Origin of the sequence: Paraliobacillus ryukyuensis (genome assembly GCF_003315295.1) — a bacterium.
Lineage (GTDB): Bacteria > Bacillota > Bacilli > Bacillales > Amphibacillaceae > Paraliobacillus > Paraliobacillus ryukyuensis.
Genome location: NZ_QNRI01000001.1, coordinates 604,574 through 618,068, shown reverse-complemented (window position 1 = coordinate 618,068; position 13,495 = coordinate 604,574). Strand labels below are relative to the sequence as shown.

Annotated in this window: 13 protein-coding genes; 12 read left to right on the top strand and 1 reads right to left on the bottom strand. The window is 36.4% G+C overall.

Going from position 1 to position 13,495, the window contains the following annotated elements:
- The first annotated feature begins 150 nt into the window (after positions 1-150).
- Positions 151-1,167: a SepM family pheromone-processing serine protease gene (locus DES48_RS03250; protein ID WP_113866766.1), complete on the top strand. Its 1,017-nt coding sequence runs from the start codon at positions 151-153 to the stop codon at positions 1,165-1,167.
- A gap of 137 nt (positions 1,168-1,304) precedes the next feature.
- On the opposite strand, the gene DES48_RS03245 is transcribed toward DES48_RS03250, so the two are convergent.
- Complete coding sequence (locus tag DES48_RS03245) at positions 1,305-2,516, bottom strand: nucleotidyltransferase (protein ID WP_113866764.1); 1,212 nt, start codon at positions 2,514-2,516, stop codon at positions 1,305-1,307.
- 121 nt (positions 2,517-2,637) lie between these two features.
- Here DES48_RS03245 and DES48_RS03240 point away from each other — a divergent pair, with 121 nt between their 5' ends.
- From DES48_RS03240 to DES48_RS03190, 11 genes are all read left to right on the top strand, one after another.
- The gene (locus DES48_RS03240) at positions 2,638-3,165 is read left to right on the top strand and encodes a YceD family protein (protein WP_113866762.1); all 528 of its coding nucleotides are present in this window, start codon (positions 2,638-2,640) and stop codon (positions 3,163-3,165) included.
- Between the two features lie 88 nt (positions 3,166-3,253).
- Positions 3,254-3,427, top strand: coding sequence for a 50S ribosomal protein L32 (rpmF, locus tag DES48_RS03235; RefSeq protein ID WP_079709349.1), 174 nt, complete (start codon positions 3,254-3,256; stop codon positions 3,425-3,427).
- Between the two features lie 111 nt (positions 3,428-3,538).
- Positions 3,539-4,009, top strand: coding sequence for an RsfA family transcriptional regulator (locus DES48_RS03230; protein WP_113866760.1), 471 nt, complete (start codon positions 3,539-3,541; stop codon positions 4,007-4,009).
- Between the two features lie 127 nt (positions 4,010-4,136).
- Entirely contained in the window at positions 4,137-5,012 is an 876-nt protein-coding gene (locus DES48_RS03225) for a 2-dehydropantoate 2-reductase (protein ID WP_113866759.1), read from the top strand.
- Between the two features lies 1 nt (position 5,013).
- A complete protein-coding gene (locus DES48_RS03220) occupies positions 5,014-5,397 on the top strand; it encodes a DUF3397 domain-containing protein (RefSeq protein ID WP_079709352.1) in 384 nt (127 codons plus the stop codon).
- A gap of 35 nt (positions 5,398-5,432) precedes the next feature.
- Complete coding sequence (gene bshC, locus DES48_RS03215) at positions 5,433-7,055, top strand: bacillithiol biosynthesis cysteine-adding enzyme BshC (RefSeq protein ID WP_113866757.1); 1,623 nt, start codon at positions 5,433-5,435, stop codon at positions 7,053-7,055.
- 263 nt (positions 7,056-7,318) lie between these two features.
- Positions 7,319-7,750, top strand: coding sequence for a division/cell wall cluster transcriptional repressor MraZ (gene mraZ, locus DES48_RS03210; protein ID WP_113866755.1), 432 nt, complete (start codon positions 7,319-7,321; stop codon positions 7,748-7,750).
- Positions 7,751-7,803: 53 nt separating this feature from the next.
- A complete protein-coding gene (rsmH, locus tag DES48_RS03205; protein WP_113866753.1) occupies positions 7,804-8,784 on the top strand; it encodes a 16S rRNA (cytosine(1402)-N(4))-methyltransferase RsmH in 981 nt (326 codons plus the stop codon).
- On the top strand, positions 8,781-9,164 hold the full coding sequence (gene ftsL / locus DES48_RS03200; protein WP_113866751.1) for a cell division protein FtsL: 384 nt from the start codon (positions 8,781-8,783) through the stop codon (positions 9,162-9,164). Before rsmH ends, ftsL begins: the two co-directional genes overlap by 4 nt.
- Positions 9,165-9,189: 25 nt before the next feature.
- On the top strand, positions 9,190-11,406 hold the full coding sequence (locus DES48_RS03195) for a penicillin-binding transpeptidase domain-containing protein (RefSeq protein ID WP_425451846.1): 2,217 nt from the start codon (positions 9,190-9,192) through the stop codon (positions 11,404-11,406).
- Between the two features lie 73 nt (positions 11,407-11,479).
- Positions 11,480-13,405: a stage V sporulation protein D gene (locus tag DES48_RS03190; protein ID WP_113866749.1), complete on the top strand. Its 1,926-nt coding sequence runs from the start codon at positions 11,480-11,482 to the stop codon at positions 13,403-13,405.
- Positions 13,406-13,495 lie beyond the last annotated feature (90 nt).

Sequence of the window (13,495 nt, the reverse complement as noted above, 5' to 3'; positions counted from 1 at the left end):
TATATTTTGAAAAATAGTAAACTAAATATAGTTTTCGTTTTTGGACTTTCTATATTTAATATACGTGGACAGGTCTTTTTTTTATGCTAACCAAATTAGAAAAAGCTTATATAAATATAGAGTGTAAAGAGGGAAGAGGGGAATTTAATTATGAAATGGAATAAGAAAAGAATTTCATTGTATGTATTATTATTACTAGTTATGATGTTCGTTACATTGTATCCACTACCTTACTACATATATCAGCCTGGAACGGCAGATGCTTTAAATCCTGTCGTCCAGGTTGCTGATGGCTACGAGAGTCAAGGAGATATGCATTTAGTAACTGTTCGAGGAGGACAAGCAACAACCGCACGCTATCTATGGGCGATGGTGCGTCCTTATCAAGAAATCGAACCACTATCAAAAGTTTTTCCTGAAGGAATATCACAAGAAGAATACTTTCAAGCACAATTACAAATGATGGAGTCTTCGCAAGAAGCGGCAACAGTAGTAGCCTATCAAGCAGCAGGTAAAGATATCAATATTTCGTATGAAGGTGTTTATGTTGTTTCAGTGGTAGATGGCATGCCGGCAGAAGAGAAACTGCAGATAGGGGATAGAATTACTGCGGTCAATGGACAAGAAGTGGAAGATGCGGAAGCATTAATTGATACGGTCGATCAAAATAATAATAAAGACGAAATTACACTAACGATTGTGAGAGAGGAAGAGGAATTAAAGGTGGATATTGCCTTAGCTCCTTTCCCTGATAATCCAGATCAAGTTGGTATCGGTATTCAATTAGTCACTGATCGTGAAGTTACTGTTAACCCAGATTTGAAGTTCTCAAGCGGGGATATTGGTGGTCCAAGTGCTGGACTAATGTTTTCTTTAGAGATCTATGATCAATTAACAGAAAAAGATTTAACAAATGGCCATCAAATAGCTGGTACAGGTGAGATAAGTTATGATGGAGACGTATTAAAAATTGGCGGGATTGATAAAAAAGTCGTAGCAGCAGATAAAGAAGGATGTGAAGTCTTTTTTGCACCAAATGAAGATGGCGCAGCCGATTCTAATTATCAAGTTGCGCTAAAGACCGCGAAAGAGATTGGTACATCGATGGAAATCGTTCCAGTAGATACGTTCGAAGATGCACTAAATTACTTGGAAAATTTGGATTAAGAAGGTAGGAGCAAAGCAATATGCATAGCTAAAGATTATAAACGTACTAAGATTAGTGGGTAAGATCATTGAGGGATGATTTTACCCACTATTTCTCTTCTTAGGGGTATAGTTGTCTCTCTGTATCAAATATAAACTCATCCACGATAAGGTGGTTCAAATTCTTGCTTTCGCATGTTTTTTCTTATGTGTGGTGCAAGGATAGCATAATAAGCGTTTGATACGCGTTCCTCTACTTCCATCATAAGTGAATCAGGTTTGCTGAACTGGGTGAAAATAGGAACCGTTCGCTCTTTTTTTGTATGATTTAAATAAGCTCTACCTTGTTCTGATAGTCCAAGTAGCCTGATATAAGGAAAGGGTTGTTGCTGTAATTGGTTCATCGTTTTTTTAGATGTATTTGTTAATAGATGGGTAAACATACGTTGTAATCTGGTTTGTGTGTAGCGTTTTGATTTTAGGTTATCCATCCAATTTTGAAAAGAAGTTGCATTTTTGGCTGTTTTTATTAATCGATTTTCCAATCCTTCATCAACCCCATGAATTTCAGCCAGACCCTGTGTATCCATCGTTAATACACGATATTGCAACAAGGAAAAATAATCTTCCCAATGATGCCAAGTTCCTGCTGTTTCATGATAATTTTTTAATCGATCGGCCGTACGCTCTGGCATTGTCTCCTGTATTTGTTGCGAAATGATGGCTTCGTTCAACAACTGATGCCGAATACTAGTTGCACTAGCGTAAGGAGTCGTTAAATGCTTATCATGATAATCACTTTGTTTTCTTTTGATCGTGAAAGGTTGTATGATTGGATTAATTGATTTGATTGCCTTTATGTAACTAAATCCTAATATGTTATTTGGTTTTGTTAAATCGAGTGTCTCGTTAAAATCAATATTTATGGATTGATAAGCATATTCACTAGCCTTTGGGTAGGAGACCCCCAACGATAGTTGCTCCTTTAGTGTTTGATAAAACAATGTTTCATTGTTCTTATACGAATGATAAGTATGAAGAAAAGGTGCAATAGTGCCCAGTTCACTGCCAAAACAAACACTTGATACTTGTAGTTCATTTAGTAGAGTGATTGCTCCTTCTGCGAATAAATCACTGTGTTGTACCGTACTACTATAGGGAAGCTCGATTACGATATCAGTTCCTTGATCAATTGCCATTTTCGCTCGTGAAAACTTATCGACAATAGCAGGCTCTCCTCTTTGCAGGAAATTGCCACTCATAACTGCAATTATGCAATCAGCACCTGCAGTTTGTTTGGCTTTATGTAAATGATAGTCATGCCCATTATGAAAAGGATTATATTCGACAATAACGCCACAAGCTTGCATAGTTCTCACTCCTTCTGGGTAGTATTGTATCATAGTTGAAATAATACGCGCTGTAAAGAAAATATATTGACAAAACTTAAAATTCCTTTTACAATAAACGTTGTGCCTTGAGGTGATAGAAATGAAAATTTCCATTCAAAAAATAATTCGTTTCGATGATTATCCATTTGATGAATCAGTGGATATATCTGAAATTGAAAATTGGAATAATGATATTCGGCGAATTGGATCTGTTCATGTAACAGGTCATGCAAATGCACAAGGAAATCAAATTACTTGTTATCTAACCATTACCGGTACAATGATTTTACCATGTGCTCGAACGTTAATTGATGTAACGTATCCATTTGAAGTAGATGCAGTAGAAGTATTTTCGACTGATCCATATTATCAGGAAGAAGATGAATCAGAAATTCATCCAATTGATGGAGAAGTGCTTGACTTAGATCCATATATCAAGGAAAATGTACTATTGGAGATTCCTTTTCGTGTCTATGCGAGTCAAGAAGAAATTGATCAATTTGCATTAACTTCTGGAGAAGGTTGGGAAATTGTTTCTGAGCAGGAAACAGAAGAACCGACAATGGATCCACGTATGCAAAAATTACAAGATTTGTTGAATGAAAAGGAAGATAAAGAAAATCAATAAGGCTAGATTGCTATATAAACATTTTTGCCTTATGTGCTGATAAAGTGAGTATAAGATTTTCGTTTTTGCTATAAAGGAGGTGTAAGACATGGCAGTACCTAAGAGAAGAACATCTAAAAAAGTTAAAAATCAACGTCGTACGCATAAAAAACTATTTGTACCAGGTATGGTAGAATGTTCAAATTGTGGTGAACTTACAAGACCTCACCATGTTTGCAAAGCTTGTGGACATTATGATGGAAAAGAAGTTATTGCAAAATAATATGTAAAAAAAGATGGCAGATGTTTCTGGCATCTTTTTTAATGACTTTTAATTCTAGTACTCCTATTGTTTGCATATAGTAATAGCAAATGTAGTAGGAGGGGGAATGAAATGAATGTAACTAGACAAGACGCGTGGTCTGCGGAAGAGGATACACTGCTTGCTGAAACAGTTTTACGTTATATTCGTGATGGAAAAACACAGCTAGAAGCATTTAAAGAAGTGGGTAAGCGTGTTTCTAGAACACCGGCAGCATGTGGATTTAGATGGAATGCATCGGTGAGAAAGCAATACCAGGAGGCAATTGACTTAGCGAAAAAAGAGAGAAAAAAAATACCTCAACAATTGATGGCAGACTTCACCCGTCCCAATAATTCTTATTCATTAGAAACTGCCATCTCTATTTTAGAAAATATGAAAGGGAATTATCATTTTCTAAATAGTCAAGAATTAAATCGAACTGATCAATTAGAGCGAGCATTAGAGGAAAACGAGCGTTTAAAACAAAAGCTAGCAAAGTATCAAACCGTTCTGAAAGAAGTAGAACAAGTAAATCAGTTGATTAAGCAATTAAAAGAATAAGATGGTACAAAGGATGCCCAACGATGAACGCTTGATTGGGATATCCTTTTTATTTTTGTCTAGACGAAGTGAAGATCGATAGTATATCCTAAAGTATGTGATCAATTGTAAGGGATGGATTTATAAAATGAAAATTGGCATTATAGGTGGTGGAGCAATTGGCTTATTGCTCACTTCTATGTTAGAACAATCCAATCATCAAATAACGTTATATGTGAGAAGAGAAAAACAAAAGCAACAAATTAATCGAGAGGGCATTACCGTTATGCCTCGACAAACAAAACATTTGGTGCAGGCAGAAACCATAGATAATATTACGCAAATGGAATTATATATCGTTTGTGTTAAACAATATCATCTAGCAGATATCATGGACAAGTTACGGTCGTATAATGGTGCAACTCTCTATTTGCAAAATGGAATGAGCCATGTTGATAGCTTATTAAAAGGTAATGATAAACAAACGATTCTTTTAGGAACTTGTGAACATGGAGCGAGACGTGAATCGGATCATATGGTGACGCATACAGGTGATGGAACATTAAATATAGCTTTGCTAAAAGGCAAAAAGAATACGTTTCTCCATGTGATAGATACTTTGCAGCAAACCTCTAGTCCAATTGTAATCAATGAAAATTGGAATGAGGTACTAATCAATAAATTAATTATTAATGCTGTAATTAACCCAATCACAGCATTATTCCAAGTGAAAAATGGGGCGCTTTTAAGTAATTCATACTTGTATTCATTGACTAAAGCAGTATGTAAAGAAGTATGTACGGTCCTTGAGGAAAAAGAAGAAAACCACTGGCCACGTATTTTGGATATTATTGATCGTACAAAAGCAAACGATTCTTCGATGAAAGTAGACATAAGTAAATACCAACGCACAGAAATAGATGGTATTTTAGGATATATATTAGATCATGCAACACAAGAGGTCTCATATGTGAGATTTTTGTACCTTTCCATTAAAGCATTAGAAGAGAAAGGGAGTAACTAGAATGACAAAGGTGATCGGGACACTGTTAGCATTAATGGTTACTTTCCCTATCTTTGCAACGATTAGTATATACTATATGATCAAATGGACGACGGGTAATAAAAAACGTGCATTGCATCGCAGTATAACGTATACAACCATATTTTATATTCTTTCTGTTATGATGATGTTACAGACTTTGTTTGGATCTGGCTATTTAGGACTAATTATTATTTTATTATTATTTGGTTTAATGACAACTGTTATTGTTCAATGGAAATTAACAGAAACAATTATATTTAAACGAGCTTGGAAAATTTTTTGGCGAGCCACTTTTTTGATTTTTTTCTTAGGTCATTTTATTTTAGGTACAGTAGGTATTATTATTACAATGATTAATGGATAGAACTATACAAATTAGCATAGAAGGAGCAGGTAGTTGTGCATATCTTTCCAGTAACGACATCGCAGCAGACTTTATTGCGAGATTATTATCAACAAAATCAATTAATTATGAACAAATTTGAATATAACCCTTTTGATAAGGAGGCAATGATCCAGCGTCTAGAGAACATAAAAGAACGAACGTACAACCGGGAACAATTGGTGGATGTGCTAATCCAATTAAATAAGCGGTGGGGTGCGGAGCAACAAACGTTTCACAATATTGAATTATTACATAATTCAAATAGTGTTGTCGTTATTGGCGGACAGCAAGCGGGCTTGTTATCTGGTCCACTTTATACCATCCATAAAATCATTTCTATTTTGACCTTTGCCAAACAACAATCACAACGACTTGGTGTTCCAGTTATTCCAGTGTTTTGGATAGCGGGTGAAGATCATGATTTTGATGAAATCAATCATATTATGATACCAAATAACGGGAAACTGAAGAAACACCGATTTGATCCTCATGCGAATCATAAAAATTCTGTCTCTTCTATGAAGTTTGACCATGACGAAATGGTCAATTGGGTCAACAAGTTATTTCAATCAATGGAGGAAACGACTTATTCTAAATCATTATATAGCCTCATTATTAAACGATTAAAGCAATCATCTACATATGTTGATTTTTTTGCACAATTAATACAATCCTTATTTAAGGAAGAAGGAGTAGTGTTAATTGATTCTGGTGATCCAGCTGTTAGACAATTGGAATCTTCAGCGTTTCAGGAAATGATCACGAAACAACCTTCTATTAGTCGTGGTGTATTTCAACAGTTGCAAAAAGTGAAACAAACTGGTTATTCTGTTTCAGTTGATGTAGAAGAAAATGATGGCCATCTATTCTATCACGTAAATGGGGATCGAATTTTACTGATGAAACAAGATGATGGAACTTGGGAAGGAAAAAATCAAGAATGTAAATTGACTACAGATGAGTTATTAACAATTGCGGAACAAACACCAGAAAGATTAAGCAACAATGTTGTAACAAGACCTGTGATGCAAGAATGGTTGTTTCCAACGCTAGCGTTTATAGCTGGTCCTGGTGAATTAGGGTATTGGTCTATCTTAAGACCAGCCTTTCAAGCATTAGATTTAACAATGCCGCCAGTTTGTCCTCGTATTTCCATTACACTACTTGACCGTAAAAGTGAGAAGTTTAGTGACCAATATGGTATCTCAATAGAAGAAGTGATCAATCATGGGGTAGAATATCAAAAAATAAACTGGCTAAGAAATCAACAAACCCCCCCATTAGATCAGTTGGTGGAGCAGATTACTGAAGCGATGACACGAATTCATCAGCCGTTACGGGATGTTGCAGCTGCTCACAGTCCAGACTTAAAACAGATCTCTGAGAAAAACTTAGCCTATATTCATCAACATGTTACGTATTTGCAAAAAGCGATCGAGAAGGAGAGTATGGCGAAACATCAACGTATAATACGAAATTTTGATGCCATGCAACTTCTCTTACGACCAGACAATGGTCTTCAAGAACGATGTTGGAATATTGTCTCTTTTCTTAATCAATATGGTTTTGAATGGTTAAATCAATTAATTCAATATGAATACTCGTTTTCCGGGGAACATTATGTAGCTAAATTATAATCCACCACTTTTCTCCACGAAACACGCTATGTCTTAGACGTAGCGTGTTTTTTACTTTTAAGTAGTATATTAAATCCTTAATTTATGGGACTGAGCGCAATTTAAGTTTTATTATTTGATGTGGGTAAGTGGATAGCTAATCGTTTATAATGCTGAATTCGTTTATTTAAACACATAGGTAAAGAAGTAATTATAAAATTTTAAAAATAAGTGGTGGAAAGTGGGGTGATGTGGTAATATGGAAAAAAAGGTGGTCGATCATTATGTTCATGGGTGAATACAAACATAATATTGATGCCAAAGGTCGAATCATTGTACCTGCGAAATTTCGCGAAGGGCTAGGTGATACCTTTGTCGTCACACGTGGATTGGACCAATGTTTATTTGCATATCCCATGGATGAATGGCACTTGATCGAAGATAAATTAAAAAAACTCCCTTTAACTAAAAAAGATGCACGCGCATTTACTCGGTTTTTCTTTTCTGGAGCTGTTGAATGCGAAGTGGACAAACAGGGGAGAATAAATATACCTGCTGCGCTCCGTAGTTATGCTGATTTGGATAAAGCATGTGCAGTTATTGGTGTCTCTAATAGAGTGGAGTTTTGGTCTGAAACAATTTGGAATAGTTATGTGGATGATTCATCAGACTCTTTTGCTGAGATTGCAGAAAATATGATGGATATTGATTTTTAACTCCCAACAGAATTGAATATTAATGAAGTCTGAATTGAAAGAAGGTGTAACCAATGTTTGAGCATAAAAGTGTACTATATCAAGAAACAGTTGACGGATTACAAATTAAAGAAGATGGCATCTATGTCGATGGTACACTTGGTGCAGGCGGGCATTCGGAAGCTATTTTACAAAAACTTAGTGAAAATGGCAGGCTAATTGCTTTTGATCAAGATGAGCATGCATTAGAAGCGGCTCAACAAAGATTAAAACCTTTTCAAGACCGTATTACATATGTGCATTCCAATTTTCGATTTTTAAAAGATAGATTAGAAGAGCTAGAGATTGATCAAGTCGATGGTTTACTATTTGATCTAGGGGTATCTTCTCCACAATTAGATCATGTAGAGCGAGGATTCAGTTATCAGTATGATGCACGTCTAGATATGCGAATGGATCAATCACAAACTACTTCGGCTTATGAGATCGTAAATAAATGGTCCTATGAGGCTTTGGTCAGAATATTTTTCCAATATGGAGAGGAGAAATTTTCCAAACAAATTGCGCGGAAAATTGAACAAATAAGGGAAGAGCGGCCAATAGCTACTACCTTTGAATTAGTAGATATCATTAAACAAGGAATCCCTGCAGCTGCAAGGCGAAAAGGCGGTCATCCAGCTAAAAGGGTTTTTCAAGCTATTCGTATCGCTGTTAATGATGAACTACGAGCCTTCTTTGATGTTCTAGAACAAGCAGCCAAGCTAGTAAAGGTCGGAGGAAGAGTAGCTGTTATTACTTTTCATTCATTAGAAGATCGTATGTGTAAATTGGCCTTCAAAAAATGGAGTACAGCATTGCCTGTTCCAAAGAATATTCCAATTATCCCGGAAACTAGCCAACCACCATTTAAATTAATTACGAGAAAACCTATTATAGCGAATGAAGATGAAATTGAAGAAAATCGTCGAGCAAGATCAGCTAAACTTCGAATTGTAGAGAAAGTAAAGCCATGGGATGAAGCATTTACATACAAAGAAGGGCGGGAAGAGAAATGAGTGCAAGTGAAGCAAGGAGATGGCAAACCTCAGTTTCTGAGCAACCAAGCAGAAATCAGCGTTCTGCACCACAAAAACAAGTTAAAGTACAGGAAAAGCAATGGGTTACCCCTGGCGAAAAATTCTTATATATAATGTTTGGAGTTGCTCTCATTGGTACTTTAATTTACGTTGTACACTTTAGCGCCAATTTAGATGCATTAAACCGTAATGTGGAAAGCGTCGAAAGTAAGATATCGGAGCAACAAACCAAAAATGAAAACCTCTCTTATCAAGTGAAAGAATTAAGTAACCCTGATCGAATTCTTCGAATTGCTAAAGAAAATGGTTTAAAAATTCAAAATACACAAGTGAAACAGACAGCCAAAATTACAGAATAATGTTCGCTAGAGGATGGGATCTACATTGAAAAAGAATAGAACGGCACAAATGATGACTAACATTTTAACCGTTATATTTGTTGTGATATTTTTGGTCTTAGCTGGACGTTTCTTATACATACAAGCAACCGGCGAAGTAGAAGGTGTTAATTTAGATAAGTTGGCAGATAGTCGGCGTACGAGCAGTTACACCATAAAAGCCAATAGAGGCTCTATCTTTGATCGCAATAATATGGCTTTGGCGCAAAACAGAGCGACATATAGTTTGTATGCTATTGTAGATCCAACATTTTCACCAAACCCAGAAAAAGTGTTGAGACACGTGCCAAAAGAAGATGTACAAAAAACAGCAAAGGCATTGGCCACCGTTTTAGATGTAGATGCTGCCAAATTAGCGGAAGCCATGCAAAAGGGTATTGATGAAGGCAAATTTCAAGTGGAATTTGGAACGGTAGGTAGTCAATTAAGTCAACAAGTAAAGAATGATATTGATGCATTAGAATTACCTGGTATTCAATTTAATGAAGAGGCGAAACGCTATTATCCGAATGGAACATTTGCATCCCAGGTAATAGGTTTGGCTCAAAGAGATGAGGAAGGCATGATTTCTGGTTTAACAGGGATTGAAGCACAACTTGATGATCAGTTACAAGGTGAAGACGGATCTATTTCTTATCAACGCGATAAGTATGGTACAAAGTTACTTCATCCTGAAGAGATCATTCAACAAGCAAAAGACGGTAATAATGTTTATCTAACGATTGATCAAAAAATCCAAACGTTTTTAGAAGATGCTATGTCACAAGTAGTGAAAGATTACAATCCGGAACGAATTACAGCTACGGTAGTGAATCCGAAGACTGGTGAGATCCTCGCAATGAGTAATCGCCCGAGTTATAACCCAAATGATCTTGGGGATGTAGAAAACTGGTACAATGATGTGGTGTCTACACCGATAGAACCAGGTTCAACCATGAAATCTTTCACGGTAGCAACTGCGATTGAAGAGGGCGTGTTTAACCCAGATGAAATGTATCAATCTGGTAGATACAAAATTGATCAAATTGAACGTCCAGTTACAGATTATAACCAATCATGGGGAACGATTTCCTATTTGGAAGGAGTACAGCGTTCTTCCAATGTAGCTATGTCAAAATTAGTTTGGGAAAAAATCGGTCCTGATACCTTTTTGAAATACTTAAAAGCTTTCCACTTTGGTCAAAAAACAGGCATTGATTTACCACGGGAAGAAGCAGGAAAAATATTGTTTGACTACCCGATTGAACAATTAACAGCAAGTTATGGACAAGGAACGACGGTTACTCCGATTCAGTTAATTCAAGCTGCCACAGCGATTGCAAATGACGGGAAAATGATGAAACCATATACCATTGCGAAAATTGAAGATGCAGCATCTGGAGAAGTGATTAAAGAAACAAAACCAGAAGTTGTTGGTAAACCAATTTCCAAAGAAACTGCTGACCAAGTATTGGATATATTAGAAACTGTAGTAACGTCTGAACACGGAACTGCTCACAATATTTATAACTTGCCAGATTACTCGATTGCTGGTAAGACAGGAACGGCGCAAATTCCTGGTGAAAATGGTAAATATATGATTGGTCATGAAAATTATATTTTTTCCTTTTTAGGGATGGCACCAAAAGAAGATCCAGAGTTATTAATGTATGTTACAGTTAAACAACCTGAATTAGAACCAACTGAATCCGGTTCTGCTCCAGTATCTTATATTTTTAAAAACGTTATGGAAAACAGTTTGCATTACTTGGATATTCAACCTGATAAAGAGAAAGAAGCAAAAGCAGCCCCGACTGTGTTTCCAGCAGTAACGAATCAATCTCCTACAAAAGTTAAAGAGAAATTAGAGAATAATGGTTTGCAAGTAACAGTCATAGGTGACGGTGATACGGTACAAAAAAGTAATTTTGCTCAGGGGGATCAGGTCGTTGCTAGTGACCATGTATTGCTCATAACCGATCATCCGACAATGCCTTCTATCCATGAATGGTCCCAGCGTGATGTCCTTGAATTGGCCGAACTACTCGATTTAGATTTAGAAACGATGGGAAATGGATACGTTACAAAACAAAGTGTGAAAAAAGGTACTGAGATAAAAGAAGGAACGTATATTATGGTAGACTTTTCATTGCCGAATCAAGATACAGAGAATGAAAAGGAAAAAGAAGCTACGGATGAATCAAGTGAAGATAGTGATGGATAAGAATGCAGTGTTCTATTCAATTATCGCAAACATATACTAGATACAAGTTTACTAGCGTGTAAGGAGCTGAAAAATGAAACGAGTATCTAATGTTACAATGCGAAAAAGAATAGTCACTGTGTTTCTTTTTGCGATACTTTTATTTGTAGCCATTCTCCTCCGATTAGGTTATGTTCAATTTGTTATTGGAAATGAACTATCTAACAAAGCAGAAGCTTCATGGAGTAGGGATATTGTTTTTGAAGCTGAACGTGGAAAAATAGTGGACAAGAATGGGCTTGTGTTAGCAGAAAATGTCTCAGCACCAACGGTTATGGTTGTGCCAAGACAGATTACTGATGTGGACAGAACAGCTACATTGCTAAGTAAGATCTTAGATATTAGTAAAAAAGACATGACCGAGGAGCTTACGAAAAATTCAAGTATTGTTCGGTTTTCTAAAGGTAGAAAAATTTCTGAAGAGCAAGCGGATGCTGTTCAAGCGTTAGGGCTAGATGGGGTTTATATAGCGCAAGATTCAAAGCGTTATTACCCAAACGGAAATTATCTCTCTCATGTCTTAGGTTTCAGTGGAATAGATAATCAAGGATTAATGGGATTAGAACTGTATTATGATGATAAATTAAGTGGCTCAAATGGTAGTCTTTCATTTTACTCAGATGCAAAAGGCAAACGACTTCCTAACTTAGCTGATACTTATCAACCACCTAAAGATGGAAATGATTTGGAATTAACAATCGATGAACGACTTCAAACTATTGTTGAACGTGAATTGGATTTGGCTGAAGCGACCTATAACCCAGATGGAGCTTTAGCATTAGCGGTTGATCCAGATACAGGTGGGATTCTGGCAATGGCTTCAAGACCGAATTTTGATCCTGACAATTATCAAGCCGTAGATGCTAGTGTTTATAACAGGAATTTGCCTATTTGGAGTACCTATGAACCTGGATCTACGTTTAAAATTATTACATTAGCTGCAGCTTTGGAAGAAGAAGTAGTTGATCTAGAGGAAGATGAATTTTATGATGATGGTTCCATGGAAGTAGACGGAACAACATTACATTGTTGGAAAAGAGGTGGCCATGGTCAGCAAACCTATTTAGAAGTTGTCCAAAATTCATGTAACCCAGGTTTCATTTCACTTGGGCAAAAATTAGGAAAAGAAAAACTATACAGCTATATTGACGATTTTGGTTTTGGAGAAAAAACAGGAATAGACTTATATGGAGAAGAAAATGGGATTTTATTCAATCTAGACAAAGTTGGTCCTGTAGAATTAGCAACTACCTCTTTCGGACAAGGGGTTTCTGTTACGCCTATTCAGCAAGTAATGGCAGTTTCTGCGGCTGTAAATGGTGGATATCTATATAAACCATATCTAGCATCAAAATGGCTGGATCCAGTTAATGGAGATGTAGTGGAACAATATGAGCCTAAATTACAGCGGCAAGTGATATCAAATGAAACGTCGAAGCAAATTCGTGAAGCCCTAGAGAGCGTTGTGGCAAAAGGAACAGGAAGAAACGCATATGTAGAAGGATATCGTGTGGGCGGAAAAACGGGAACTGCTCAAAAAGTAGGTGAAGATGGCGGATATATGGAGAATAATCATATTGTTTCTTTTATTGGATTTGCCCCAGCTAATGATCCAGAAGTGGTTGTCTATGTTGCAATTGATAATCCGAAAAATACAGTCCAATTTGGTGGGGTTGTTGCTGCTCCAATTGTAGGTAGTATTATCAAAGATGGTTTGCGAGCAATGGGTGTAAAACCTGTGAAAGATGGTTTAGGGAAAGACTATCAGTGGCCGGAAGAACCTCCAGTAGAAGTCCCTAATCTAATTGGTATGACAAAGAATGATTTACAAGAAAATATGTTTAATTTAAGCATTGAAGCATCAGGAGATGGAGATGTCATTGTTGATCAGTCCCCTGAGCCTGGTACAAAGGTTGAGCCAGGTGATACAATTCGTTTATATTTCGCAGAAGAAAATTAACGAATAATACCCATGCTGAACCCTCTTTTTTTTGATACAATAGTAAAGTATGTTCAAATAATCTCGTTTCAGTTATGATACGTGAAGAGG

Bases quoted from the DNA above. Each gene is read 5' to 3' on its own strand.
- DES48_RS03250 (WP_113866766.1), top strand. From the start codon at position 151: ATGAAATGGAATAAGAAAAGAATTTCATTGTATGTATTATTATTACTA.
- DES48_RS03245 (WP_113866764.1), bottom strand. From the start codon at position 2,516: ATGCAAGCTTGTGGCGTTATTGTCGAATATAATCCTTTTCATAATGGG.
- DES48_RS03240 (WP_113866762.1), top strand. From the start codon at position 2,638: ATGAAAATTTCCATTCAAAAAATAATTCGTTTCGATGATTATCCATTT.
- rpmF (WP_079709349.1), top strand. From the start codon at position 3,254: ATGGCAGTACCTAAGAGAAGAACATCTAAAAAAGTTAAAAATCAACGT.
- DES48_RS03230 (WP_113866760.1), top strand. From the start codon at position 3,539: ATGAATGTAACTAGACAAGACGCGTGGTCTGCGGAAGAGGATACACTG.
- DES48_RS03225 (WP_113866759.1), top strand. From the start codon at position 4,137: ATGAAAATTGGCATTATAGGTGGTGGAGCAATTGGCTTATTGCTCACT.
- DES48_RS03220 (WP_079709352.1), top strand. From the start codon at position 5,014: ATGACAAAGGTGATCGGGACACTGTTAGCATTAATGGTTACTTTCCCT.
- mraZ (WP_113866755.1), top strand. From the start codon at position 7,319: ATGTTCATGGGTGAATACAAACATAATATTGATGCCAAAGGTCGAATC.
- rsmH (WP_113866753.1), top strand. From the start codon at position 7,804: ATGTTTGAGCATAAAAGTGTACTATATCAAGAAACAGTTGACGGATTA.
- ftsL (WP_113866751.1), top strand. From the start codon at position 8,781: ATGAGTGCAAGTGAAGCAAGGAGATGGCAAACCTCAGTTTCTGAGCAA.
- DES48_RS03190 (WP_113866749.1), top strand. From the start codon at position 11,480: ATGAAACGAGTATCTAATGTTACAATGCGAAAAAGAATAGTCACTGTG.